Annotated in this window: 24 protein-coding genes; 12 read left to right on the plus strand and 12 right to left on the minus strand. The window is 64.1% G+C overall.

All coding sequences use genetic code 11. The features are described from left to right. Window position 1: 1 nt before the first annotated feature. From AC5WEY_RS07450 to AC5WEY_RS07460, 3 genes are read right to left on the minus strand one after another with little or no spacing between them, the layout of a single operon-like run. Window positions 2-847, minus strand: a complete 846-nt coding sequence (locus AC5WEY_RS07450; RefSeq protein ID WP_495645306.1) for an alpha/beta fold hydrolase — start codon at window positions 845-847, stop codon at window positions 2-4. Window positions 848-893: 46 nt separating this feature from the next. Beyond that, a complete protein-coding gene (locus AC5WEY_RS07455; RefSeq protein WP_495645307.1) occupies window positions 894-2,018 on the minus strand; it encodes a phosphotransferase family protein in 1,125 nt (374 codons plus the stop codon). Next, entirely contained in the window at window positions 2,015-2,782 is a 768-nt protein-coding gene (locus AC5WEY_RS07460; protein ID WP_495645308.1) for an SDR family oxidoreductase, read from the minus strand. The genes AC5WEY_RS07455 and AC5WEY_RS07460 overlap by 4 nt, the downstream gene beginning before the upstream one ends. A gap of 136 nt (window positions 2,783-2,918) precedes the next feature. On the opposite strand from AC5WEY_RS07460, the gene AC5WEY_RS07465 reads away from it, so the two are divergent. Continuing rightward, window positions 2,919-3,818: an AraC family transcriptional regulator ligand-binding domain-containing protein gene (locus AC5WEY_RS07465; protein WP_495645309.1), complete on the plus strand. Its 900-nt coding sequence runs from the start codon at window positions 2,919-2,921 to the stop codon at window positions 3,816-3,818. Further along, window positions 3,713-3,955, plus strand: coding sequence for a helix-turn-helix domain-containing protein (locus AC5WEY_RS07470; protein WP_495645553.1), 243 nt, complete (start codon window positions 3,713-3,715; stop codon window positions 3,953-3,955). Before AC5WEY_RS07465 ends, AC5WEY_RS07470 begins: the two co-directional genes overlap by 106 nt. Window positions 3,956-4,003: 48 nt before the next feature. On the opposite strand, the gene AC5WEY_RS07475 is transcribed toward AC5WEY_RS07470, so the two are convergent. Next, window positions 4,004-5,113 carry a DNA alkylation repair protein gene (locus tag AC5WEY_RS07475; RefSeq protein WP_495645310.1) on the minus strand — a complete coding sequence of 370 codons (1,110 nt, stop codon included), beginning with the start codon at window positions 5,111-5,113 and terminating at the stop codon, window positions 4,004-4,006. Between the two features lie 71 nt (window positions 5,114-5,184). Between AC5WEY_RS07475 and AC5WEY_RS07480 the strand changes: the two genes are divergently transcribed. The 3 genes from AC5WEY_RS07480 (at window position 5,185) to AC5WEY_RS07490 (ending at window position 9,813) form a co-directional block, all read left to right on the plus strand. Continuing rightward, complete coding sequence (locus AC5WEY_RS07480; protein ID WP_495645311.1) at window positions 5,185-5,766, plus strand: hypothetical protein; 582 nt, start codon at window positions 5,185-5,187, stop codon at window positions 5,764-5,766. 367 nt (window positions 5,767-6,133) lie between these two features. Beyond that, window positions 6,134-8,659 carry a putative bifunctional diguanylate cyclase/phosphodiesterase gene (locus AC5WEY_RS07485; protein ID WP_495645312.1) on the plus strand — a complete coding sequence of 842 codons (2,526 nt, stop codon included), beginning with the start codon at window positions 6,134-6,136 and terminating at the stop codon, window positions 8,657-8,659. Window positions 8,660-8,721: 62 nt separating this feature from the next. Further along, window positions 8,722-9,813, plus strand: a complete 1,092-nt coding sequence (locus tag AC5WEY_RS07490; protein ID WP_495645313.1) for a spore photoproduct lyase family protein — start codon at window positions 8,722-8,724, stop codon at window positions 9,811-9,813. A 4-nt stretch (window positions 9,814-9,817) separates the two neighbouring features. Here AC5WEY_RS07490 and AC5WEY_RS07495 read toward each other — a convergent pair whose 3' ends face one another. After that, window positions 9,818-10,186, minus strand: coding sequence for a winged helix-turn-helix transcriptional regulator (locus AC5WEY_RS07495; RefSeq protein WP_495645314.1), 369 nt, complete (start codon window positions 10,184-10,186; stop codon window positions 9,818-9,820). A gap of 79 nt (window positions 10,187-10,265) precedes the next feature. On the opposite strand from AC5WEY_RS07495, the gene AC5WEY_RS07500 reads away from it, so the two are divergent. From AC5WEY_RS07500 to AC5WEY_RS07510, 3 genes are all read left to right on the plus strand, one after another. After that, window positions 10,266-10,676 carry a RidA family protein gene (locus AC5WEY_RS07500; protein WP_495645315.1) on the plus strand — a complete coding sequence of 137 codons (411 nt, stop codon included), beginning with the start codon at window positions 10,266-10,268 and terminating at the stop codon, window positions 10,674-10,676. Window positions 10,677-10,751: 75 nt separating this feature from the next. After that, the gene (locus AC5WEY_RS07505; RefSeq protein ID WP_495645316.1) at window positions 10,752-11,309 is read left to right on the plus strand and encodes a dihydrofolate reductase family protein; all 558 of its coding nucleotides are present in this window, start codon (window positions 10,752-10,754) and stop codon (window positions 11,307-11,309) included. Window positions 11,310-11,336: 27 nt separating this feature from the next. After that, entirely contained in the window at window positions 11,337-12,572 is a 1,236-nt protein-coding gene (locus tag AC5WEY_RS07510; RefSeq protein ID WP_495645317.1) for an AGE family epimerase/isomerase, read from the plus strand. 3 nt (window positions 12,573-12,575) lie between these two features. On the opposite strand, the gene AC5WEY_RS07515 is transcribed toward AC5WEY_RS07510, so the two are convergent. Beyond that, on the minus strand, window positions 12,576-12,857 hold the full coding sequence (locus AC5WEY_RS07515; RefSeq protein ID WP_495645318.1) for a hypothetical protein: 282 nt from the start codon (window positions 12,855-12,857) through the stop codon (window positions 12,576-12,578). A 113-nt stretch (window positions 12,858-12,970) separates the two neighbouring features. Further along, window positions 12,971-13,504, minus strand: coding sequence for a CGNR zinc finger domain-containing protein (locus tag AC5WEY_RS07520; RefSeq protein ID WP_057478084.1), 534 nt, complete (start codon window positions 13,502-13,504; stop codon window positions 12,971-12,973). A 39-nt stretch (window positions 13,505-13,543) separates the two neighbouring features. On the opposite strand from AC5WEY_RS07520, the gene AC5WEY_RS07525 reads away from it, so the two are divergent. Continuing rightward, window positions 13,544-14,542, plus strand: a complete 999-nt coding sequence (locus AC5WEY_RS07525; RefSeq protein WP_495645319.1) for an EamA family transporter — start codon at window positions 13,544-13,546, stop codon at window positions 14,540-14,542. 7 nt (window positions 14,543-14,549) lie between these two features. On the opposite strand, the gene AC5WEY_RS07530 is transcribed toward AC5WEY_RS07525, so the two are convergent. Continuing rightward, window positions 14,550-15,194, minus strand: coding sequence for a TetR/AcrR family transcriptional regulator (locus tag AC5WEY_RS07530; RefSeq protein WP_057478086.1), 645 nt, complete (start codon window positions 15,192-15,194; stop codon window positions 14,550-14,552). A 73-nt stretch (window positions 15,195-15,267) separates the two neighbouring features. Between AC5WEY_RS07530 and AC5WEY_RS07535 the strand changes: the two genes are divergently transcribed. The 3 genes from AC5WEY_RS07535 to AC5WEY_RS07545 are packed head-to-tail and all read left to right on the plus strand — an operon-like array spanning window position 15,268 to window position 18,346. Continuing rightward, window positions 15,268-16,134 carry an SDR family oxidoreductase gene (locus AC5WEY_RS07535; RefSeq protein ID WP_495645320.1) on the plus strand — a complete coding sequence of 289 codons (867 nt, stop codon included), beginning with the start codon at window positions 15,268-15,270 and terminating at the stop codon, window positions 16,132-16,134. Window positions 16,135-16,158: 24 nt separating this feature from the next. Continuing rightward, window positions 16,159-17,649, plus strand: a complete 1,491-nt coding sequence (locus tag AC5WEY_RS07540; RefSeq protein ID WP_495645321.1) for a flavin-containing monooxygenase — start codon at window positions 16,159-16,161, stop codon at window positions 17,647-17,649. After that, window positions 17,636-18,346 (plus strand): NADPH-dependent F420 reductase, encoded by a 711-nt coding sequence (locus AC5WEY_RS07545; RefSeq protein ID WP_495645554.1) that lies wholly within the window; start codon window positions 17,636-17,638, stop codon window positions 18,344-18,346. Before AC5WEY_RS07540 ends, AC5WEY_RS07545 begins: the two co-directional genes overlap by 14 nt. Before the next feature lie 17 nt (window positions 18,347-18,363). Here AC5WEY_RS07545 and AC5WEY_RS07550 read toward each other — a convergent pair whose 3' ends face one another. The 4 genes from AC5WEY_RS07550 to AC5WEY_RS07565 form a co-directional block, all read right to left on the minus strand. Next, the gene (locus tag AC5WEY_RS07550) at window positions 18,364-18,645 is read right to left on the minus strand and encodes a protealysin inhibitor emfourin (protein ID WP_057478090.1); all 282 of its coding nucleotides are present in this window, start codon (window positions 18,643-18,645) and stop codon (window positions 18,364-18,366) included. A 9-nt stretch (window positions 18,646-18,654) separates the two neighbouring features. Further along, window positions 18,655-19,692 (minus strand): M4 family metallopeptidase, encoded by a 1,038-nt coding sequence (locus AC5WEY_RS07555; protein ID WP_495645322.1) that lies wholly within the window; start codon window positions 19,690-19,692, stop codon window positions 18,655-18,657. A 90-nt stretch (window positions 19,693-19,782) separates the two neighbouring features. Further along, window positions 19,783-20,532, minus strand: coding sequence for a 5'/3'-nucleotidase SurE (gene surE, locus AC5WEY_RS07560; protein WP_057478092.1), 750 nt, complete (start codon window positions 20,530-20,532; stop codon window positions 19,783-19,785). Continuing rightward, window positions 20,529-21,482 carry a PfkB family carbohydrate kinase gene (locus AC5WEY_RS07565; protein ID WP_495645323.1) on the minus strand — a complete coding sequence of 318 codons (954 nt, stop codon included), beginning with the start codon at window positions 21,480-21,482 and terminating at the stop codon, window positions 20,529-20,531. Before AC5WEY_RS07565 ends, surE begins: the two co-directional genes overlap by 4 nt. Window positions 21,483-21,491: the final 9 nt, after the last annotated feature.

Raw genomic sequence — 21,491 nt, forward strand, 5'->3', positions numbered from 1 at the left:
ACTACCGGTCGATCGGGTGGCGGTTCAAGAAATCGGCGATCAGCGCGTTCACCTCATCCGGCATTTCGGCTGCCAACAGATGTGCCGCGTTCTCGATGACGACGAACTCGCTGTCGGTGATTGCGGCCGCCATGCGAGAAACCTCGTCGACGGGGAATGTCGTGTCTTCGCGGCCGGCGAGCACCAGAACGGGCGCGGTGATCGAGGCGAGTAAGCGGTGTTGATCCGGCCGACGCGAGACGACGCTCTCCCCGGCGAGGCCGACCGATCTCACGTCATGGCTGTGAACGAGTGCGGAGATTCGTTCCACCAGTTCGGGTTTGTCTCGCCGTGCGGTCGGACCGAGAAACATCCGCAGGACGCTGCGGTCGACGAGAGGCCGTGACACACGCAATTCGAAGGGTGCAGGCAGACGAGCGCTCAGCCACCCCAGTCGGGCCTGCGCCATGACCTTCACCCGTTGCAGTGGCGGTGCCACCGACGCCGTACCGTTCATCAGCACTGCGCAGCCGACCCGGTCCGGATAAGTGGCGGTGATGGTCGCGCCGATCATCGCGCCCCAGGAGTTGCCGACGATGTGAGCCCACTCGAGACCGAGCGCGTCGAGGATTTCGACATAGCAGCGCGCACACTCCGCGAAATCGAAGTGACGCGTCACAGGCTCGCTGCGCCCGTGTCCAGGCGGATCGATCGCGATTGTCGTGTAACGGTCTGCAAAGTACTCGACCTGCCGGTCCCACAGGGAGTGGTCGGTGAGCATGCTCGGCCAGAACATCATCGGGTCGCCCGTACCCGACACCTGCGCGTGAACAGTCCCCAGCGTCGTGGGGATGAAGTGATCGGTCATCGATACCTCCGGGTCTTCGAATCGAGCAGTGCGGCAGTCGGAGTCGTCATCGAGGCCTTCCCGACACGATGGGGGAGTCGGCGGTACCCCGCCGGCGTTGCCGCTCGATTCGCCTGACGATGCGTCGACAGCGTAGTTCCAGTGCTACCACGGCGATCCCGAAGAATCTGAACGAGCTGTTGGTGGTCTGACGATGGTAGTAGCGGTAGTAGATCTGTTGGCAGATCGCTGCCAGTCGAAACAGTCCGAACACTTCGTAGAACGACCACTGCTCCTCCGTCACAGGCAGTCCGGTGCGACTGCTGTAGTACGCGATCACCTCACGTCGCGTCATCATGCCGGGAACGTGGGTGGGTTGACGACGAAACCGGCGAAACAACCAGCCGTCATCGGCCTGAACCCAGTAAGCCAGTGCGCCGCCGAGATCCATCAAGGGGTCACCGACGGTGGCCATCTCCCAGTCCAACAACGCCTTCGGTACCGTCGGGTCCTCCGGCTGGAGCACTATGTTGTCGAAGCGAAAGTCGTTGTGCACGATCACACTCGGAAGATCCTCGGGTCGATGTGCACGCAACCACTCGACAACGGTGGCAAACGATCCCACGTTGCGGGTGCGCGCCTCGGCATACCGCGCGGCCCACCCCTCCACCTGCCGGGCGACGTAGCCGCCGCCTCGGTCCACCTCGCTCAGCCCGGCGTCCTCCACCGGCACCGCGTGCAGATCGATCAGAATGTCCACCACCCGTCGGCACAGAATGGACACCGCGCGCGGATCTGCGGTGAGTCGCTGCGGAAGCTCCCGTCGCGCGATGGGACCGGAGACGTATTCCATCACGTAGAACGGATTTCCGATTACCCCCGAATCCTCGCACAGTGCATACGGTTCGGCGATGAGTGAAAAGTGGGGGTGCAGCTTCTTCTGTAGCCGGAATTCGCGCGACATGTTGTGCGCACCAACGGACTTCCTGCCTGTCGGTGGACGCCGGAGAATCATCCGGGCTCCGCTGGGGTAGGTCAACAGGTAGGTCAGGTTGGACGCGCCGCCGGAGAACTGAGTGACGGTCGGCAAGTCGTTCAGCAGCGTGCTCAGCCGCGGCGCCCCGATGTTGGCACGGATCCAACTCGCCGCGGCGCCCACGTCGAATTCGTCCTCACTGCGAACACCGCTCACGTGAGCTTCCTGACTACTCGAAGTGGAAGAATCTGCATGGCCATGCCCACCAATGCCCAGGGCCAGGCGGGCACGAAGGCCTTGGCGCGTCGACGCTCTATCGCGGCAACCATGGCCGCGACTCCGGTTTCGGTGTCGACAAGGAACGGGGTGCGTTCGCGGACATGCGCGTTCATCTCCGACGCGATGTAGCCGGGGAGAATCACCGAGACGTCGATGCCCTCGAGGTTCTCCGCACGCAACCCCTCGGCGATAGCGGCCACACCGGCTTTGCTGGCGGCATACGTGGTCATCGATCGACGCATGCCCCGGACGGCCGACATCGACGAGATCAGCACCATATGGCCGCTCCGTTGGCGGCGGAACACGCCCATCGCTGCATCTGCTTGCGCTAGAACACCGACGAAGTTCGTTTCTGCCGTCTGCCGGTTGGCTTCCCAGCCGCCGGTCCCCAGGGCGGCACCCTTGCCGCTGCCCGCGTTGGCGATGAGCCGATCTATTCCGCCGAGCAGGACATCGAACCGGTTGACGGCATCGTGAACCGCGTCGCCGTCGGTGACGTCGAGTTCGATGACTTCGACTCGGCGGGTGGGGTAGCGCGCTGTGATTTCGTCCCTCAGCGAGTCCAAACGGTCGAGCCTGCGGGCAGCCAGCCCGAGATCGTAACCGAGGGCAGCGAATTGGCGTGCCATCTCGGAGCCCAGTCCCGCGCTGGCACCGGTGATGACGATGGAGCCGCGCCGAGGCGTCGGTGCTGTGTTCATTGCGCGGACCCTTCGGCCGAATTGCGGGCGCGTGCTGACGGGGTGAAGTCCATGCCTTCACGCTGCACGGTCGGCGACCGTCGAAGTTGACCGATCCCGCCACAGATGTGACCGATCCCGCCATACGATGACAGGTATGGCATGGGTGCGTTCGGCGGGTCTACGCGGCGTTCGGCAGGTGATCGAGAGCTTGGACGGCGACGCGGTGGGGCTGACGACGCGCGTGGGGCTCCCGCCTGGAGTGCTCGACGACGATGAAATCTTGGTCAGGGATACCTCTGTTGCTGCGCTCCTGGAACTCGCAGCGTCCGAACTCGGCTGCCCCGATTTCGGATTGAGGGTCGCGCTCCGCCAGGATCTGAACTTGCTCGGGCCGCTCGCGCTTGCCGTGGGTAACTCGGAGTCGATCGGCGAAGCATTGGACTGCACGTCGCGATACCTGTTCGTGCATGCCCGGGGTCTCAGTGTCGCAGCGATTCCCGACCCCCACGGTGCCCGCGGTGTGGTCGCATATCGCTACGGTTACCCGCCTGGTGTCGATGCCCCGCCGCAGAGCGTCGACATGGGCTTGCTTTTTCTGCACCGAGCGATAACCAACCTCGCCGGCGGCCCGTACGGTTTGCGGAGTGTCGAGATTCCCCACGCGCCCGCGGCGGAGCCGACACGGTACGAGTCGTTGTTCGGCGTCGCCGCCGTACAGTTCCGCTGTTCAGCTGCGTTGCTGCGGGTGCCCGATCGCCTTGCCGCGCAACAGATCAGTGGCCGTAGTCGAGCAGCTCACGACCTCGCACTTCGATACCTGCAGCATCAGGACAACAGCACTGCTGCTGTGACGACGCGGGTGAAGGCGTATCTGCGGCGAACGCTGGGAACCGTCCGACCCTCCCTCGATGCGACGGCGCGCGAGATGGCGATGGCGCGCCGCGCTCACTGCAACGCCATCTCGAATCCGAGGGCACGACCTTCGGTGCGTGTCTCGACGAGGCCCGACGCGAACAAGCCGAACATTTCCTGCGCACAACAACATTGCCCCTGAGTCAGGTCGCCGCCGTGGTCGGACTCGAAAGCCCCGCCAGTTTGAGTCGCTACGCGAACCGGTGGTGGGACACCACTCCTCGCCGCTTCCGTATGGCCGAATCCGAACATGCCATGAATCCCGCCGCGCCGAGATAGCCGGCACGAGCACCGTGGTCGGTTTCGATTCGCTGCAGACGGTTCGTTTCACCGTTGCTGCTCGGTCCCGAGCTCGAAGTCCGTGCGTCCGTAACTCACACCGTTGATCTGGAGCTCGATTGCGTGCGGGCCGGGGTAGTACTTGCGTGTGGTCAACGCCTTGAACGAATGTTGTCGACGCACATCCACGCTCTCGCCGGGCGCGATCGTTGTTGTCTTCAGCTTGAACGTCTTTCCGGTCATCCCACCGTTGGCCTTCGTGTGATGAACGATGTAGTCGATCACGACCTGTGCGGGTTCGAGGCCGAGGTTGCGGATCGAGGCTGTGAATTCGAGGTTTCCCCCGATGAGTAGTTTCGGGACGTCGAGGACCGGGCCCGTCACTGCCAGTTCGGCCGGCGCAAACCCCAGTAGCGCAAGCGCATCGGTGTTTCCGTTCTTGATCACCGTCCGAAGCGCGTGCCTAACAAGCCGGCCGGTGTTCGCATCCGGGTCGTCGAGCCATCGTGCTGCGGCCCCGACGACGATGTTCGGGTCGTCTCGACTGAAATCGTTGAGATGGTTGGCAACCGAGCGCCGAACGTAGTCACTGTCGTCTCGGTACAGCCGGTCCAGAATTGGCATCGTGCTCCCCGGACGCGCAAGTATCTCCGGGACACGCACTGCCCACGGCAGATACGGGCGGGTCCCTTCCGACGCCAGACGGCGGACGTGCTCGTCCGGTGACTGCGTCCATTCGAGCGCGATGGCGAGAGCACGATCCAGATCGGCTCGAAGGAAAGTGCGGATGGCGAATTCCGAGCTGAGCCGGCCGGTGAGCTCGGCGAGCAACGACATCCCGTCGTCGAACGCGGTCGCGGTGCTCTCCTCTGTGGCCTTCGCTGCGACAGCGCTCGTGACCGGCCAGACCAACCAGCCCTGGAAGTCCGGGTCCGTGGCTGCCCGTCGGATGGTGCCGGCGAAGTGGACGTAACTGCCCGGCAGCCCGTTCAGAAGCGCATCCCGCAGAAGATCGGCGCGCGCTCGAAGCGCGAGCGGGCCCAGAAGACCTGACGCGGCGTCGAGTAACGACAGATCAGCGCTCGGTGCGGCGGTGCGAACGGTCCGATACAGCGCGCGAGCGGTGTCCGGTCCGAGGAGTTCGTCAGCGAAGGGCATGAGGATTTCTTACTCCACGTGCTGTTGATCCCCGAACGCCGCAGGGTTGGGCAGGAAGTACAGTCCGCAACGTGTCGGTTGTATTGAAACTCCGCGATCGGTCGTGGCCGTGGTCGGCGCTGTTCTGGTGCACGGTTCCGGTGTCGCTGTACGCTTCGCTGTTTGCCATGACTGGCGAGTGGTGGTGGACCGTCGGGACCACTGCGGTGGCCGTGGTCGCCCTCGTCGCATGGTCGAAGCCCTACTCCGAAATATCGATGGGGCGGCGACGGCAAATATGGCGTTGGACGTCTGCCGTCGTCCTCAGCGTCTGCGCCCTCGGCCTCTTCGGAATAGCGGGAAGAGAGTTGTTCGGGGACAAGAGCATTCGCGTCGGTGACACTACGGACCCACGGAGGGTCGCCTGTGGGTCCGTAGTGGACCCGAGACCCGATGACATGCTCACCGCCCAGTTCCCAGACGACTTTCCCGTCGAGGCGAGTGAGCAATTCAGTCCGATTTCACTCGACAGCTCAGCGAGGCGGTGCGCCGATCGACTGGACTCCTCGGCATTCTTTGCGGCTGCGACTGCCTTGGGCGCCGCGCAACTGACTGGGCGCGCGCTGATCCACTCGAGGGCGCGACGCGTCCCGGTCGACTCCGTGACTCAGTGACTGAAGGCCGAGCCCTGAACAGCCGCATTGGTAGCGATTGCTGTCGGTTTGCAGACAGAGTTTTACGTGGCAGGTGGGCCCGACTGGTCGTCGCCGGCATCGCGCAAGTCTGAAATCACCAGGGCGGCAATCGTCTTTGAAGCTGTGACAATAGCAACGGTATGAACCGGAGTGGGATAGCCTTCGCGCAACAACACAGCGCTGAAGTGCTGGTCGACTCGGGTTTTCGGTGGGACATATCGACTCCGGTTCCGGCTCGGGCATTCTGCACGGAGAGCTACAACCCTGGGGGTCGCGTGGTTCCAGTCGTCGATGCCGAGTCGAACCGAGACGCAAGTCTCTCGTTCCGATCGGGTGAAGTGTCACCGTGAGCGGGTGGCTTTCGGTGGTGATTCTCAACGGAATCACCGCGGCGGCATATCTGGGAATCGTGCTGTTCATCGTCAGGGGACTGTTGCGAACGGGGCAGCTGCGAACCAACCGGTTGGCGGTCGCGACGGCAGCGATCTTCTTGACCTGTGCTGCGCACCACCTGATTCACGCAGTGCACTTGCTGGCGGGGTTCGACAGTCATGCCGCGCACCTCGGCGCGGGGGCCGACCCGAGCATGCTCGACGCGATGCGCGAGTCGATGGGCGGAAGCGTCGACGTTGCGGTGACGGCGTCGACGGCGATCGCCGGTGTCGTCTACCTGGGGATGCGTCGCTTCTACGGTCCGTTGCTCGGCTCGCCTGCGATGTTCGACGTTGTCAGCGAAGCCCGCTACCGACAACTGGCGGCGAATCTGCCGCACACAGCGGTTTTCCTCGTGGATACGGATTTGCGATTCGTCCTCGTAGAGGGTGCGAACCTGGTGGACGAGGGTTACGACCCGAGACGGATGGAGGGGCAGTTGCTCCGGGACATCGTGCCACCGGACGTCTACGCCCGACTCGAGCCGCATTATCGGTCGGCCCTCGCCGGAACAGAGTCTTCTTTCGATACGGTCAGTGCGCGAACGGGCGCAATTTTTCAGGTGAGGGCCAGTTCGCTGCGTGATAGTTCAGGTCGAATCATCGGTGCGATGGTGCTGTCCGAGGACGTCACCGCCGAGCGGCGGGCACGATCCGAGCTCGAACAGGCCCGCGCTTTTCGTGACGCGGTGTTGACGGCGTCTCCGGACATCACCACCGTGACGGCCGTCGACACCGGGCGTGTGACGTGGGCTTCTCGCAGCCTGCGATCGCTGTTGGACGGGCCTAGAGCAGAAGGACCGATCGATGACGAGCGGCCGCCGTGGGACGGATTCGATCGGCCCGATGACGCAATGGCCGGGGAGGATCGGTTGGACTGGGTCGTCGAAGAAGATATCGACGTCGTCCGGGCCGCAGACCGAGAAGCGGTATCGCTGCCGGAGGGTGAAAGCATCACCATTCGGTACCGGGTTCGGGCGTCCGACGGCACCCTGCGGTGGCTGTCGCGACGCAGCACCCCGTTTCGGCACGGGCGGTCGGGTGCCGCCGCGGAGGTGCTCTCGGTAGTGCGGGAGGTGACCGACGTCGTCGAGGCGGAGCTCGCCCTCGAGCGAGCAGCCCTGCAGGATCCGTTGACCGGTCTCCCCAACCGGATGCTGTTGCTGGACCGAATCGGCTCGGCGATCGAGCGCGGCGCGAGTACGGGGGCTGCCGCTGCGGTGTTGTTCTGCGATCTCGACGGATTCAAACGAGTCAACGACACCGGCGGGCACGCAGCCGGTGACGCAGTCCTCGTGGAGGTTGCTCGACGTTTGCGCTCCGTGCTGCGAGCCAACGATTCGATCGCTCGGGTGGGTGGTGACGAGTTCGTGCTCGTCATCGAAGCGCTGCCCGCCGACCGCGGATTCGGCACGCGAGCGGGAGGCGGATTGGCCGAGCGCGTGGCCGAGCGCATCCGGGCGGTGCTCGCTGCGCCGATCGTTCATGGTGGTCGTCAGTACGTGGTGTCCGCCAGTGTCGGGATGGTGTTGGTTCGCCAGGGTGCGAGCGCGCAGGAGGTGTTGCGGGACGCGGATTCCGCGATGTACCGGGCGAAGCAACTCGGCAAGGACCGAATCGAATTGTTCGACGACGCGTTGCGCGCGAACGCACTCGAGCGTGCCTACGTCGAGCAGACTCTGCGCAGTGCGCTCGATTCCGGACGGACCGGTGCAGCGAGGCTGAGCGTCGCCTATCAGCCCGTCTACGACCTCGAGAGTCGGCAACTGGCGAGTTTCGAGGCTCTGGCTCGGTTGCGCGACGACGACGGCGCAGAGATCACGCCCGACAGGTTCATCCCGGTGGCAGAGGACACCGGGCTTATTTCGGAGCTCGGTGAGCGGGTGCTTGACGATGCGCTGAGAACTCTTGCGCAGTGGCGGTCCGCCAATCCGCTCGCCTCTGCGTCGAGTGCCCCGGTCACGATTGCCGTGAACTTCAGTGCTCGGCAGGCCCAACACGTCGACATGTCCGCAGCGGTGGGTGCGGCCCTCGCTCGACACGACATGGCACCGGTGGATCTCGTCCTCGAGCTGACCGAATCGGTGCTTCTCGAGTCCGGTTCCTCGATGCTGCGTCAGCTCGGCGAACTGCGTGCATCGGGAGTCGGAATTGCCATCGACGACTTCGGCACCGGGTTTGCGAGCCTGCGGTACCTCGCAACTCTGCCGGTCAGCGCAGTGAAGATAGACCGTTCCTTCACGGCCACGATGACCAGTGATCCGACGAGCAGCAGCATCGTTCTGGCGATCATCAACCTCGCCCGCGACCTGAATCTGAGGTGCGTGGTCGAAGGTATCGAAACAATCGACCAGCTCGAGGCGTTGCCTAATTCTGTTCAGGGACAGGGTTTTCTGTTGGGCCGGCCCGCCGCGGTACCGTCGGACACGTGGGGTTCCTGATTTCTCGCGTGAACTGTCGAGAACTGGGAAGCTTTGCGCTCCCCGAAGCGTTGACACAAGCAATGGATGATCTTCTGGTTGCCCCCACCCGGATCTGGACGCCTTCTCGGGTCCTGGTCACCAAGTCCGCGTCCGAATTGCCGCACACTGCGGAAATTCTTCGCCGTTGCGAGGCGGCCGGGGTTGCCGACATCGACATCCTCCCGGGCGATCGTCTGACCGGACTGCGCGGTGAGTCCGAACGAGAGACCTACGCGCGTGCCAAGACGACCATGGCCGTCGTAGTCGCGCCGCCGAGTGTGTTGAAACCCCAACCCATTCCGCCGAGTGCAGACTGGCGTATCGACCTGGCGAAGGGTTGCCCGGCCCACTGCCAGTACTGCTATCTCGCAGGCTCGTTGTCGGGGCCACCGATCACCAGGGTGTTCGCCAATCTCGACGACGTCCTGGCCGGTATCGGTACTCATGCCGGCCGCGGTTCCATCACCTCCGGCACCGAGGAACGGGGCCATGAGGGCACCACCTTCGAATTGTCCTGCTACACCGATCCGTTGGGTATCGAACACGTGACGGGGTCCCTTGCGGAGGCCATTCGCAGAGTAGGCGCGGGTGCGTACGGCGACGACGTATCGCTGCGTTTCACGACCAAGTTCGACGACGTCAACGAGCTGGTGACGCTCGATCACGGTCGACGCACTCGAGTTCGCTTGTCGGTCAACGCAGATGACATCGCGCACCGATTCGAGGGTGGCACTGCACGCATGCCCGCCCGAATTGCCGCGCTTCGACACTTGGCGCTGGCCGGTTACCGAGTCGGGCTCACCATTGCTCCGATCATGCCGATTCCGCAGTGGCGCGAGCAATACGGCCGGCTGCTCTCAGATGTCGCCGACGCGTTGCGCGATGTTCCCGACCTGGACCTGACCGCCGAAATCATCACTCATCGGTTCACGCCGTCGAGCAAAGACGTGCTGCTGAGCTGGTATCCAGGTACGAAACTGGAGATGGACGAAAATGCTCGCACCGCGAAGAGAAACAAGTTCGGTGGAGTCAAGTACGTCTATCCCAAGGACACGATGGCGGAGATGCGCAGTTGGTTCACCGACGAACTTCGTAGCGTTCTGCCCGAGGCACAGCTGCTCTACTGGACGTGAACCGTCACAGGGCATCGAATCGGTCTCGCGCTCGGTCGATGTCGTCCATGTGCGCGGTTGCCCACGCCAGCAGAACGTCGACGGGAGCTCGAAGCGTTTTGCCGAGTGGGGTGATTCGATATTCCACCGCCACCGGGCGGGTGCTCAGAACCGTGCGTTCGATGATCCCGTTGCGTTCGAGCTTCCTCAGAGTTGCGGTGAGGGACTTCTGAGTCACCTCGGGAATCGCTCGGCGCAGATCGTTGAATCGGCAGGGGCGCTCACACAATTCGTTCAGTACGTGCAGCGACCATTTGTCGAGCACCTGCTCCAACAGTTCGCGATGCGGGGCGGTGATCGTCAGTTCTGCGTCGCCGTCGGTGGTATCGGTCATGAAACCAGGTTCCCTTGAAGTGTCCTTTGTGTACCAGGTATCAACGTTATACCTAAATTTCAACGACGAAGGGAACGCTATGAGCGTCACTCGATTCACCCCGTCCGGCATGATGCAACCGACCCCGTATCACCACGTGGCGGTGGGTCAGGGTTCTCGACACATCCACGTCAGTGGTCAGATCGGGCGGCGCGATGACGGGTCAGCGGTTGCCGAAAACGACCTCGCCGGTCAGGTTGCGCAGGCGCTCCGAAATACCGCAATCGGATTGACCGGTGCCGGAGCAACTTTCGACGATGTTCTTCGGCTGACGTTCTACGTCACGCACTGGGCTCCCGAGCTGATCGGTGAGTTCATGAACGGCGTCACACGCGTCGCCGACGAAATCGGACTGCCGACTCCGATGCCGCCGGCATCACTGATCGGAGTGGACTATCTGTTCGAGCCCGATGTACTCGTCGAGATCGAGGCAACGGCCATTCTGGACTGAATACGCGGATAGGCCGGTTACTTCTCGCCGGTGCGGCGGTCGATACTGACAAACCCACCCGACTTCAGGAGTGACATGGCCATTCTGACCTACAACATGCATGTTTCCCTCGACGGCTACATCGAGGACCCAGCCGGCAGCCTCGACTTCTCGATGCCCGACGAGGAATCGCATCGATTCTCCAACCGGCAGACCGAGGCGACGAGCACCTTTCTGTTCGGCCGGCGGCTGTACGAGGCCATGGAGGACTACTGGACCGACCCCGAGCGTGTGGGCGGTGACCCCGTCGAGGCCGAGTTCGCCGAGCTCTACAAGGCGACTCCCCGGGTGATCTTCTCCGATACCCTCACCGCAGTGCCCGACGGTTGCCGACTGGTCCGCAGCGCAGATGCCGTCGCCGAAGTGGAGCGACTGAAGCGCGAGACCGAGGGCACCTTGGCTGTCGGTGGGGCGGGCTTGGCCGCCTCGTTGGTCGACTCGATCGACCAATACGAGGTCATCTTCGTTCCGACGATCCTCGGTGGTGGAAAGCCGTACTTTCCCGTGGGCCACCGCCTGGACCTCGTTTTGGAAGAACAGAAGCACTTCCCCTCGACGGGCTGGATGTATTTGCGTTACAAAGTGGTTCGGTGATCGCGCCGGATCACGCAGAATGAAAGCATGACATTCCGAGAGCACCGTCAGTGGTGGACCTTGCCCGTGCACCAGCTGTGGCTCGATGCCGAAGCAGCTCGGCTCCTTCGGTTCGGAACTTCACTCGAGCACCCTGCCGGTGGCGCAGCGTGGTTGGACGATCGGGGGAACCCCGATCTCGATCACCCGGCGCTGACCTACATCACTGCGCGGATGGCGCACGTGCATTTCCTGGCGTCGGTCCAGGGGTATCCCGGGTCTCGTAGGAAAGCCGATCGAGTGTTCGACGGTCTGCTGACGACATTGCGGGACCACGCGAACGGCGGGTGGTTCGAGTCGAGCGCCGATGCCTCGTCACCCGAAGCGACGAAGACGGCCTACACACATGCCTTCGTGGTGTTGGCGGCGGCAGCAGCCACGGCGGCCGGCCACGCGAGGGGACGCGCTCTTCTCGACGAAGCCCTCGATATCGTGGACCGGCGATTCTGGGACGACGGGTACGGAATGTGCGCGGATACCTGGAACGCGGACTGGACCGAGCTCGACGGCTATCGCGGTATCAACGCCAACATGCACATGGTCGAAGCGCTGTTGGCGGCGGCGGACGCAGGTGCACCCGAAATCTGGCGGAACCGCGCAGTACGCATCTGCGACAACGTGATCGGGTGGTCGCAGGCCAACGAACATCGCATTCCCGAGCACTTCACCGCAGGGTGGGTACCGATGCTCGAATTCAACAGCGACGACACCGCGAATCAGTTCAAGCCGTACGGGGCCACCGTCGGTCACGGATTCGAGTGGGCGCGGCTTCTCGTTCAAGCGAGTTCGGTGGCCGCCAGCCCCGGCGGACACGACTACGTAGCCAGCGCCGCGTCCCTGTACCACCGTGCGACGCAGGATGGTTGGCAGGCCGGACCGACGCCCGGTTTCGTCTACACGACCGACTGGGCCGGGAAGCCGGTGGTCACCGAGCGTCTGCACTGGGTTCTGTGCGAGGCGATTGCCGCTGCTGCAACGCTGGGTCGGCACACCGGAGAAGGTCGGTACGACAACGACTATCGCGAATGGTGGGACGTCGCCGCGGAATCGTTCATCGACTACGTCGGTGGGTCCTGGCATCACGAACTCGACTCCGACAACTCGCCGGCGGCCACGGTATGGAGCGGAAAGCCGGACCTGTACCACGCGGTTCAGGCAACGTGGAGCAGTCGATACCCGACAAGCCCCAGCATGGTGGCGGCATTGCGGGCGGACTCGGCCTGAGTCTCACTCCCGGTGCGGAGTGCGCTCACCTGTTGTCGGGTCGACGTCGAACAGTTGGTCGGTGTTGTCGGGGGCGTAGACCACCTGGCTGGACTCGAGAGCCCGACGGCGCGCGCCTTCGCGAACTGCGAAGAAGCCGCCGGTGAACAGCGCGATCACAGCGATGCCGGCAACGATCGCCCAGCCCTCGAAACCGCCGGCGAGTGCTGCGATCAATCCACCGGCTGCGGCGATTCCGGCAAATATCATGAGGACGGCCAGCATGTTCACGACAGCTCTGGACATGCTTGATACGGGAGGCCTTTTCTCGACCATGGGGGTAGTTCCTTTCGATCAGCTCGATCGCAGGATTACCCGAAAGTCGGTCGAATATGCCGCCGGTCCTCCAGTGATACCCGTTACTGGGCCTTACGTGCTCGGTATGCAGCAACGGCCGCGCGGTTTCCGCAGGTGGTGCTGCAGAACCGTCGAGAGCGGTTTCGGGACAGGTCGAGAACCAAACCGTTGCAGTCCGGATCGGCACAGACGTCGAAGCGGGACAGCTCGTCGGCGCGGATGACGTCGATCATTGCCATCGCGGTTTCGACGACGATGCGAGTTCCTAGGGGACTGTCGTCGGCGACGGCGTGGATGTGCCAGTCGAGAGTGTCGTGCCGGACCAGTCGAGGCAAGGCGGAGGACTCGGCCAGTAGCCGGTTGACCTCGACCACGGCGTCGTCGCGGCTGCTGGTGAGCAGTGATCGCAGCGTCGGCCGCAGTGCTCTGACCGCGTCGAGCTCGTCGTCGTCACCGTCGAATCTTCCGGAGTAGCCCTGCTCGGTGAAGAACTCGGCCAGTTCCTCGCGCGTGGTCAACGTGTCCGGGTCCTCCGCGGAATTGACCAACGCCACGGCCGCCAGCAACGACAGTTCGGTGTCATGAGCGAAAAGCACATTGACACCTTACCAAGCCGCCCCCTACTGTCACATGTCATGACGGCTTTCACTCATGACGCAGACGCGCAGCTCGCGTCCACCACCGCTGCTGCGCGGTCCAGGCGCCTGTCCGGTCTCGTGTTCGCGTTGGCGTCCGCCGCGTCGTTCGGCCTGTCCGGCTCGCTGGCCACCGGCCTCCTCGACGCCGGCTGGACTGCCGGCGCTGCGGTGACCGCGCGCATCCTGCTCGCTGCTGCCGTCTTGTTGATTCCGTCGATCCTGGCACTGCGCGGCCGATGGGGCTTGCTGGCCAAGAACTGGAAGTTGATCGCCGCGTACGGAGCATTTGCGGTCGCCGGCTGCCAGCTCGCCTTCTTCAATGCCGTCGGACGCATGGAGGTGGGCGTGGCGCTGCTCATCGAATTCACCTCGCCCGTGGCCGTCATCGGCTGGATGTGGTTTCGGCACCAGCAGCGTCCCGGCCGACTGACTTTGGTAGGCGCGCTGTTGGCCGCGATGGGTCTGGTCCTCGTGCTCGACCTGATCTCCGGCGCGGACGTCGACACCGTCGGGGTGCTGTGGGCGCTCGGCGCGATGGCGGGAGCGGCCGTCTACTGGGTGCTCTCCGCCGACGAGAGCAACGGTTTGCCGCCGATCGTGCTTGCCGGGGGCGGTCTGCTCGCAGGTGGACTCATTCTGCTCGCCGCCGGTCTGGTCGGCATCGTCCCGTTCGCGGCCCCGCTGACCGACGTCACGTTCGTCGATGCTGTTGTCCCGTGGTGGGTTCCGATCATTGGGCTCGGTGTGGTGACTGCCGCGTTGGCCTACGTGCTCGGAATTGCCGCCGGTCGACGCCTCGGCTCGCGGCTGGCGTCGTTCATGGGTTTGATGGAAGTGGTTGCGGCACTGGTGTTCGCGTGGCTGTTGCTCGGCCAGGCACCGGGCCCGATCCAATTGGCCGGTGGCACACTGATTCTGCTCGGCGTCGTCGTCGTGAAATCCGGTGAACGCGTCACCGCCGACGAGCCGGTGGAGCCGCTGCAGAGCAGGGCCTGACAACTGCTCAGCCGTCGACGCGTCCGAACACCACCGCGGCCAGGATGGTGTGAGCACTCGCAATCACCGAATCGAGAGGTTCTCGTTCGGGGGACAGCAGCCACTGCTGAGCGATGGTGAGGACCGCGCCCACCAGACCCATCGCCAGGGTCCGACGGTTCGGCCCGGCCAGGCCACGGCTGGACCCCACGGTCTCGGCCACCTGTAGCACGGTCGTGGAAAACGAGGTGGTGGTTTTGCGGTACAGCGCGTCGACGGTAGGCGATACGCCGAGGATCTCGACGAAGGCAATCCGAGCCGATTTGGGCTGCTCGGCGACGAACGTGAAGAAGCCGGTGAGGGCCCCTCGGAGTACCTGTTCGCTGGAATCCGTTTCTGCGGCTGCTCCGATCAGGATGCTCTCGCGCATCGCGTCGGTGGCCCGGGCGTACGTGGCCATCAGCAAGTCCTCGCTGTTGGTGAAGGACTCGTAGAAGTAGCGCTTGGTCAGCCCGGCCTCGGTGCATACCTTCTCCACGGTCGCCGTCCGGTATCCGGTGGTGCCGAAGACCTCGACGGCTGCGTCGAGCAGGCGGATCCGACGCTCCTGCTGCCGCTGCTGCGGATCGGCACCTCGGTAGGTGCGGCCGACTTCACTGTGATGGTTGGTCACACACAGATCTTGACACCGCTCGGTATCAGATGCAAAGTGTTGGCAGACAAGCATTCGGATCGAGGGGGAGAACATGGCGGCGTCGACGCTACGAAACAAGGTGGTTCTGATCACCGGAGCAGCACGGGGAATCGGTGCCGCCACCGCGCGTGACCTGGCAGGCAAGGGTGCCCGGCTGGTACTCGTCGACGTCGACGAGGCCCCGTTGCGTGAGCTGGCGACGCAGCTGAAGGCCGAGGCGTTCGTGGCCGACGTCCGAAATCTGGACGACATGCAGCGCGCGGTCGACGGCGGCATCGCGGCCTTCGGGGGCATCGATCTGGTGCTCGCCAACGCCGGAATCGCCAGCTACGGATCGATCATGCAGGTGGATCCGGCCACGTTCCAACGCGTCATGGACATCAACGTGATGGGCGTGTTCAACACCGTCCGCGCGGCCCTGCCGTCGTTGATCGAACGTAACGGCTACATCCTCGTCGTCTCCTCGCTCGCGGCGTTCACGCCGTGCCCCGGCTTGGCGGCCTACAACGCGAGCAAGGCCGCGGCCGAACACTTCGCGAATGCGCTTCGGCTGGAAGTGAACTACCGGGGAGTCGATGTCGGCTCGGCTCATATGGCCTGGATCGACACCCCGATGGTGCAGGACGCCAAATCCGATCTCACGGCGTTCCAGGATTTGCTCGCGGTGCTGCCCGGCCCCCTGGGCAAGACGATGACCGTCGAGCAGTGCGTCGACGCGTTCGTCGACGGTCTGGCCAAGCGCAAGCGTCGCGTGTACGTGCCGCGATGGGTGGGTGCCGCGTCCTGGTTCAAGGCCGTCATCACCTCACGTGTCGGTGATCGAAGCATGCTCGAGCACGTGCCGACGATCCTGCCCAAGATGGACGAAGAAGTAGCGCGCCTCGGTAGGTCCGAGAGCGCACGCAACAAGACCAGCTGACCCCCCACCGAAGGAATTGCCGATATGACTGCCGTACTGACTACCCCCGAGGTCGATGTCCTCATCATCGGTGCCGGCCTGTCCGGGATCGGGGCCGCGCGTCACCTCGGGCACGATCTGCCCGGGAAGACGTACACCATCCTGGAAAGCCGCGGGGCAATCGGTGGCACGTGGGATCTGTTCCGCTACCCCGGTATTCGTTCGGATTCCGATATGTACACCCTCGGGTACAGCTTCAAGCCGTGGATGGGCGAGAAGTCCATCGCCGACGGCACCGACATTCGCAATTACATCGTCGAAACTGCCCGAGAAGCCGGCGTCGACAAGCACATCAGGTACCACCACAAGGTCGTTGCCCTCGAATGGTCGAGCGAGCAGCAGTTCTGGACGGTGACCGCGCAGCGTAGTGACACCAACGAGACCGTCACGATCACTGCGTCGTTCGTGTTCTCCTGCAGCGGTTACTACAACTACGACAAGGGCTTCAGTCCCGAGTTCGTCGGCCAGGAGAACTTCGGTGGGCAGGTGATCCACCCGCAGCACTGGCCGGAGGATCTGGACTACGCGGGCAAGAAGATCGTCGTCATCGGCAGTGGTGCAACGGCAATTACATTGGCACCCAACCTCGCCCGCGAGGCCGAGCATGTGACTCTGCTGCAGCGCTCGCCGAGCTACATCCTGTCTTTGCCCTCCAAGGACCCGATCGCGCAGACACTGCGCAAGCGCCTGCCGAAGAAGTTGGCCTACAGCGTGACTCGGCTCAAGAACGTGTCGATGGCCATGCTGATCTTCTCCTTGAGTCAGAAGTACCCGGAATTCATGAAGAAGCGAATCCGGAAGCTGCAGGAGGGTTGGCTGCCGAAGGGATACGACCTCGACACCCACTTCACGCCGTCGTACAACCCGTGGGATCAGCGCTTGTGCCTGGTGCCCGACAACGACCTGTTCCGCTCGATCCGTAAGGACGAGGTCTCGATCGTCACCGATCACATCGACAGCTTCACCGAGACCGGCCTGAAGTTGAAGTCCGGCCAGCACCTCGACGCCGATATCGTCGTCACCGCAACGGGATTGAACTTGTCCGCACTCGGCGGCGCGACCTTCCGGGTCGACGGCAAGGACGTGGATCTGCCCAGCACGATGGCCTACAAGGGCATGATGCTCACCGGAATCCCCAACTTCGCTTTCGTCGTCGGGTACACCAATGCATCGTGGACGCTCAAGGCCGACATGGTCTCGAACTACGTCATGCGACTCCTCGCGCACATGGACGAGAACGGGTACAGCACCGTCGAGCTCGAACGCGATCCCTCCGTCGACGAAGAACCGTTCCTCGACTTCGCCGCCGGTTACGTGCTGCGCGCCGTCGACAACTTCCCGAGGCAGGGCAGCGAAACTCCGTGGAAGCTGCGAATGAACTACTTCCGCGACCTACCGGTTCTGCGGTACGGCAAGCTCGTGGACAAGGCCATGAAGTTCGGGCGGCCTCGAACGAAGGTCTCTGTCGGTTCCTGACGGGAATAGATCTCGTCCTGGATCGTTTGTTCCGGACATGAAAATTGGCATCATCGGAAGTGGACAGATCGGTGGCACGCTCACGCGCCGACTCGCAGCACTCGGTCACGAGGTTCGGTTCTCCAACTCGCGTGATCCGGAGACTCTCGCCGACCTGGCGGCAGAAACCGGAGCGACCGCGGTGTGGGCCGCGGATGCCGCGGAGGATGCAGACCTCGTGATTCTGAGTATCCCGCAGAAGAACGTTCCGGATCTCGCTCCGGGAATCACCAGTGCTCGCAAGGCCGGAGCGCCGATCATCGAAACGAACAACTACTACCCGCAACAGCGCGACGGGCTCATCGAGGAGATCGAAGGCGGAACCCCCGAAAGCGTCTGGGTGGCCCAACAACTCGGTGAGCCGGTGATCAAGGCCTTCAACGGAATTTGGTACAAGCACTTGCTCGAGAAGGGCGTACCGGCCGGGACCGACGGGCGTATCGCGCTGCCGATCGCCGGTAACGACGCCGACTCGAAGAAGTTCGTGTTCACTGTCATCGACGAGCTCGGCTTCGACCCGGTCGATGCCGGAACTCTCGAAGAATCGTGGCGACAGCAGCCGGGTTCGCCGGTCTACGGCAAGGACTTCGGAGTCGACGCCACCATCGAGGCATTGAGCCAGGCAACCGAAGAGCGCAGCGAGGAGTGGAAGGCCTGACGGCCCGACTACAAGGCTTACCTGATGCGGCCCTCGCGGAGCGTGCGCTCCGCGAGGTCGCGTAGGGGACCGGTCAGGGCCGAATCGCCGACCCGGCACGATTGCTCGCCCACCGACACGTTCCACACGAAGGTGTCGCGGGCCTGGGATTCGGCCGGCTCGGGTGGGGGCGGCTCAGCGAGGTACGGGCGCGCAGCCTCGACCAGCGACTGCCACTCCGGCTCGTCGGTCTCGACCACTCCGCGCTTGGACATCCCGGCGATCCCGCCGGTTCGCAATACCTCGATGCGCAGGCTCATGCCCCTCGATCACACCCGATCGTCGCTCGGCTCCCGTGTTGACTGAACTCCCACGGTAGACCAACCGGTGGCCACGGCCTCGGCAACATCGGAACCGGCCCCGAATCGCTTGTTCGCCGCCGCGAGAGTTGCGGCGGCAAAGCCGGCGAAGTCCACCGTCGGCGCGAGTCCGCCGACGGTCATCGTGTCGAACCAGACCTGCCCGACGCGATCCCAGGCGGGACCTCCCAAAGTGGTGGCTGCAACGGCGAACGCGCGGTTGGGGATACCAGAATTGATGTGCACCCCGCCGTCGTCCTCGGTGGTGACGACGAAGTCGTCCATACTTGCAGGCTGCGGATCCTTGCCCAACACATCGTCGTCGTACGCGGTGCCCGGCTCGAGCAGCGAGCGCAGAGCCTTTCCCTGCACAGCAGGCAGGAACAGACCTTCACCGATCAGCCAGGACGCGTCCTCGGCGTTCTGCTTCGCGGTGTACTGCTCCACGAGTGCGCCGAACACATCGGAGACCGATTCGTTCAGTGCGCCGGCCTGGTCCTTGTACTCGAGCGGAGTGGTGTACTGCGTGAACCCGTGTGCGAGCTCGTGCGCGATGACGCCGACCGAGACGGTGAATCGCGCGAACACCTCGCCGTCACCGTCGCCGAACACCATGCGTGAGCCGTCCCAGAACGCGTTGTCGTAGTCCTGGCCGTAGTGCACCGTCGCATCGAGCGGCAGGCCGCTGCCGTCGAGACTCGAGTAGCCGTAGACCTCCTGGAAGAACGCGTAGGTCGCGCCGAGACCGTCGTATGCCTCGTCGGTCGCGGCATCGCCGGTGGGGTCCTCACCCTCGGCGCGAACCTGCCGGCCCGGGAGGTCGCGGGTCGATTTCGCGTCGGAGATGGTGCGTTCGAGTGTGCCGCCGGTCCGCGGCGCGATGGCGGTACGTGCCTGGACGACTTCTCGTCCGGCCCGCATCTCGCGGTCGGCCAGCAGTGTTGCGCGGGCACCGGCTCCCTGGAGCCGTTCGAGCAGAAACGGTGGAACTACCGAATGGAACGTCATACGCGGTGACCCCCTAGGTCCGTGGCATGTGCGGTGATGGTTTCCAGTGTGCCCGAGACCACCGACAATTCCTGATCTCCAACCGCAGACTCACTCACGCAGCGTCGACAGATCGATGCTCTCCACCTCGCTCGGGGGACGCAGCGCGGTGACGGTCGCCCAGTTCCGGGCCAGCAAGGAGGCGTCGGAGTCGTCGTCCTCCGCGTGGATCGCGTCGAACCGGACGGTGACGAAATCCTCTCCACGGTCTCCTATTTCGGCCTGCACCGCGCCGTAGCGAGCCAGAGACGCCGGGACGATGCCGGCGAAGTCGGCGAGGGGAACGTCGGGAATGTTGACGTTGACCACGGCATCGACGGTCAGGTGCGTGACCATCCAGGTCACGGCCAGATGTGCGACGTGTTCGGCGGTCTCCCAGTGCGACGGCCGGGTGGCAAGCGAGGACAACGCCATCGCAGGAACCCCGTGCGTCAGGGCGGTCAGCGCCGCGCCCACCGTTCCCGAATGCAGAACGGCAGCACCGGTATTGGGGCCGTGATTGATACCGGAGAGCACGAGGTCCGGGGCGTCGCCGAACGCTCCTCTCGTGGCGACGAACGCGATGAGGGCAGGCGAGGCCTGCACCGCGTAGGCCGTCACATCGGGTAGCCCCTCGATCTCGGTCACTTCGATACCGAGGTGGTCGTCGACGCCCATTCCCGTCAACGATGCGCTGGCGCCGCTGCGCTCCTCGTGGGGTGCGGCCACCACAACGTCGAGGCCGGCATCGAGGGCCACTCGTGCCAGCAGGGCGATGCCGTCGCTTCGCACGCCGTCGTCGTTGGTGATCAGGGCTCTCATTTCTTGCCCGCCTTGCCGTACGGGCGAACGTCCACCGATTCGGTCAGCCCGAGCACCAGATCTTTTCGGCCACTACCCAGTCCGCGGCGGGTGACGTTGGCAGTGCCTGCGCCTCCACCCAGTCGTAGCGCCTCCGGCATCGACATTCCCTGCGCAATTCCAGCGGCGATACCGGCGCTCATCGAATCGCCTGCGCCGTGATGGTCGACCATCCGCAGACCCGGGGTGACGATCTCGAGTACGTCTCCGTCCACCAATGCCAACGCAGGATCTCCCGCCCGGGAGATCACGACGACCTCCGCTCCGGCGTCGTGCATCTTCTTCATCGAATCGATCAGGTGCTTGGGGTCCTCGGATTCGGCTTCGCCGTCGGCGATGAGATCCTCGTGACTGACCTTGAGCACCGTGAGTCCGCCGGAGATCGCGGCCTGCATCGTCGGTCCCGACAGGTCGGCGATCACCGGTAAGTCGAGCGCACGGAGGTCTGCACACAGCCGCTCGTACACCTCGGGCGGCACGATCTCATCGGCATGCGGACCGCCGAGGATGGCGACGTCGCTGCGGGCGCCGGTGGCGAGCGCCGCGCCGAACAGATCGTCGAGCGCGTGCCTGGCCAACGGCGGTGGATCCACCGTGGCCAGCACCTCTCGTTCGCCGCTGCGTCGATCGTGCACGTAGGAGCCACTCTCCTGGCCGATATCGATGGAGACGACGGAGATGCCCTCACTCTCGACGATACCGCGCAGTACCGTGCCGATCTCGCCGCCGAAGACTCCGGCGAGCGTGACATCGAGACCGAGCACCGACGCCATCCGGGCGATCCAGTGACCCTGACCACCTGCGTGTACGTGCAGTTCGGTACTGCCGTTCGGGGCGGCGTCGAGAGTCACCGTCAGAAGCGGAGACGGTGCGAAGACGAGGGCAGTGGGTGTACGAGAGGAAGAAGGCACCGATGGCGA

This window comes from Rhodococcoides sp. S146-33, assembly GCF_059489205.1.

Excerpts from the sequence above, each read along its gene's own strand:
- AC5WEY_RS07500 (WP_495645315.1), top strand. The coding sequence starts at position 10,266 with ATGAGCGTCACTCGATTCACCCCGTCCGGCATGATGCAACCGACCCCG.
- AC5WEY_RS07460 (WP_495645308.1), bottom strand. The coding sequence starts at position 2,782 with ATGAACACAGCACCGACGCCTCGGCGCGGCTCCATCGTCATCACCGGT.
- AC5WEY_RS07515 (WP_495645318.1), bottom strand. The coding sequence starts at position 12,857 with ATGTCCAGAGCTGTCGTGAACATGCTGGCCGTCCTCATGATATTTGCC.
- AC5WEY_RS07465 (WP_495645309.1), top strand. The coding sequence starts at position 2,919 with ATGGCATGGGTGCGTTCGGCGGGTCTACGCGGCGTTCGGCAGGTGATC.
- AC5WEY_RS07555 (WP_495645322.1), bottom strand. The coding sequence starts at position 19,692 with ATGACGTTCCATTCGGTAGTTCCACCGTTTCTGCTCGAACGGCTCCAG.
- surE (WP_057478092.1), bottom strand. The coding sequence starts at position 20,532 with ATGAGAGCCCTGATCACCAACGACGACGGCGTGCGAAGCGACGGCATC.
- AC5WEY_RS07450 (WP_495645306.1), bottom strand. The coding sequence starts at position 847 with ATGACCGATCACTTCATCCCCACGACGCTGGGGACTGTTCACGCGCAG.
- AC5WEY_RS07490 (WP_495645313.1), top strand. The coding sequence starts at position 8,722 with ATGGATGATCTTCTGGTTGCCCCCACCCGGATCTGGACGCCTTCTCGG.
- AC5WEY_RS07495 (WP_495645314.1), bottom strand. The coding sequence starts at position 10,186 with ATGACCGATACCACCGACGGCGACGCAGAACTGACGATCACCGCCCCG.
- AC5WEY_RS07525 (WP_495645319.1), top strand. The coding sequence starts at position 13,544 with ATGACGGCTTTCACTCATGACGCAGACGCGCAGCTCGCGTCCACCACC.
- AC5WEY_RS07505 (WP_495645316.1), top strand. The coding sequence starts at position 10,752 with ATGGCCATTCTGACCTACAACATGCATGTTTCCCTCGACGGCTACATC.
- AC5WEY_RS07535 (WP_495645320.1), top strand. The coding sequence starts at position 15,268 with ATGGCGGCGTCGACGCTACGAAACAAGGTGGTTCTGATCACCGGAGCA.
- AC5WEY_RS07510 (WP_495645317.1), top strand. The coding sequence starts at position 11,337 with ATGACATTCCGAGAGCACCGTCAGTGGTGGACCTTGCCCGTGCACCAG.
- AC5WEY_RS07550 (WP_057478090.1), bottom strand. The coding sequence starts at position 18,645 with ATGAGCCTGCGCATCGAGGTATTGCGAACCGGCGGGATCGCCGGGATG.
- AC5WEY_RS07540 (WP_495645321.1), top strand. The coding sequence starts at position 16,159 with ATGACTGCCGTACTGACTACCCCCGAGGTCGATGTCCTCATCATCGGT.
- AC5WEY_RS07475 (WP_495645310.1), bottom strand. The coding sequence starts at position 5,113 with ATGCCCTTCGCTGACGAACTCCTCGGACCGGACACCGCTCGCGCGCTG.